Source organism: Streptomyces sp. NPDC093261 (assembly GCF_044753645.1).
GTDB lineage: Bacteria > Actinomycetota > Actinomycetes > Streptomycetales > Streptomycetaceae > Streptomyces.
The window spans coordinates 1-2,376 of the sequence record NZ_JBIVNO010000053.1; the positions used below are offsets into that span (position 1 = coordinate 1).

Sequence of the window (2,376 nt, forward strand, 5' to 3'; positions counted from 1 at the left end):
ATCGCCGGGGTCTTGGCCAGGATCTCGGAGACGGGGTAGCGCGACTCGCGGCGCACCGCCATGAAGATGCGGGGCATGACCGGGAAATGGAAGGCCATATGGCACTCGTCGCCGCCGCTTTGGAAGTCGCCGAAGTAGTCCACGACGTCCTCGGGCCACTGGTTGGCCTCCGCGAGCAGCACGGTGTCCGGGTAGTGCGCGTCGATCTCCTTGCGCACCCGCTTGAGGAACTCATGCGTTGCCGGAAGGTTTTCGCAGTTGGTGCCCTCCTGCTGGTACAGATAGGGCACCGCGTCCAGGCGGAAGCCGTCGATGCCCAGATCCAGCCAGAACCTCAGAGCCGAGATCATCTCCTCCTGCACGGCCGGGTTCTCGTAGTTCAGGTCCGGCTGGTGGGAGAAGAACCGGTGCCAGAAGTACTGCTTGCGGACCGGGTCGAAGGTCCAGTTGGAGGCCTCGGTGTCGACGAAGATGATCCGCGCGTCCTGGAACTGCTTGTCGTCGTCGGCCCAGACGTAGTAGTCGCCGTAGGGGCCCTCGGGATGGGCCCGCGACTCCTGGAACCACGGGTGCTGGTCGCTGGTGTGGTTCATCACGAAGTCGATGATCACCCGCATGCCCCGCTGATGGGCCGCGTCCACGAACTCCACGAAGTCCGCCAGATCCCCGAACTCCGGCAGCACGGCGGTGTAGTCGGAGACATCGTAACCACCATCACGCAGCGGAGACTTGAAGAACGGCGGCAGCCACAGACAGTCCACACCCAGCCACTGCAGATAGTCCAGCTTCGCGGTCAGGCCCTTCAAATCACCCACACCGTCACCGTTGCTGTCCTGGAAGGAACGAACCAGAACCTCGTAGAAGACGGCACGCTTGAACCACTCCGGGTCGCGGTCGGCGGCGGGAGTGTCCTCGAAAGTGTCCGGGACGGGCTCGTTGACGATCATCGTGTGGGTGACCCTCCGATCTGCGGTGAGGACGGTCGCAGGACGGTCAGTACGTGCGCGGGACCCTCCCCCGGCGTCAGACGCACATAGTTCGCCCTGCCCCAGTGGTAGGTGACACCGGTGAGCTCGTCGCGCACCGGCACCGACTCGTGCCAGTCCAGGCCGAGCCGCGGCATGTCCAACGAGACCGTCGCCTCCTGGGTGTGGTGCGGATCCAGGTTCACGACCACCACCACCGTGTTCGAACCCGAACACTTGGAATAGACGATCACCTCGTCGTTGTCGGCATGATGGAAATGCAGGTCGCGCAACTGCCGCAGCGCCGGGCTGGCCCGCCGGATCGCGTTCAGCCTCGTGATCAGCGGGGCGATGGTACGTCCCTCACGCTCGGCCGCCGCCCAGTCCCGCGGCCGCAACTGGTACTTCTCCGAGTCCAGATACTCCTCGCTGCCCTCCCGCAACGGCACGTTCTCACACAACTCGTAACCCGAGTACATCCCCCACGTCGGCGACAACGTCGCCGCCAGCACCGCCCGCACCTCGAACGCCGGCCGCCCCCCGTGCTGCAGATACGCATGCAGGATGTCGGGAGTGTTCACAAAGAAGTTCGGCCGCATATACGCCGCCGTCTCCCCCGCCACCTCCCTCAGATACTCCGTCAGCTCCCCCTTGCCGTTCCGCCACGTGAAATACGTGTACGACTGCTGAAACCCCACCGCCGCCAGCGTCCGCATCATCGCCGGCCGCGTGAACGCCTCCGCCAGGAAGATCACATCCGGATCCCGCCCGCAGATCTCCCCGATCACCCGCTCCCAGAACACCACCGGCTTGGTATGCGGATTGTCCACCCTAAAGATCCGCACCCCATGCCCCATCCAGAACCGCAGGACCCGCAACGTCTCCGCCACCAGCCCCTCCATGTCCGCATCGAAGAACACCGGATAGATGTCCTGGTACTTCTTCGGCGGATTCTCCGCATACGCGATCGACCCGTCCGCACGATGCCGGAACCACTCCGGATGCTTCTCCACCCACGGATGATCCGGCGAACACTGCAACGCGAAATCCAGCGCCACCTCCAGCCCCAGCTCCCGCGCCCGCCCCACGAACCAGTCGAAGTCCTCGATCGTCCCCAGATCCGGATGCACCGCATCGTGCCCGCCCTCCGGCGACCCGATCGCCCACGGCACCCCCACATCACCCACACCCGCCGACAACCCATTGTTGCGGCCCTTGCGAAACGTCCTGCCGATCGGATGCACCGGCGGCAGATACACCACGTCGAAACCCATCCCCGCGATCACCGGCAACCGCCGCGCCGCCGAACGCAACGTCCCATGCGGCCGCTCCACCGTCCCCTCCGACCGCGGAAAGAACTCGTACCACGACCCGAACAACGCCCGCTCCCGCTCCACCAGCAACGGCAACG

2 protein-coding genes are annotated in these 2,376 nt (G+C 65.2%); both read right to left on the reverse strand.

The features are described from left to right. Positions 1–947: alpha-amylase family glycosyl hydrolase (locus tag ACIP94_RS38420; protein ID WP_402436779.1), on the reverse strand; the 947-nt coding region annotated here is incomplete at its 3' end. Next, a partial coding sequence (locus ACIP94_RS38425) for an alpha-1,4-glucan--maltose-1-phosphate maltosyltransferase (RefSeq protein ID WP_402436782.1) occupies positions 944–2,376 on the reverse strand: 1,433 nt, incomplete at its 5' end. The genes ACIP94_RS38420 and ACIP94_RS38425, both read right to left, overlap by 4 nt.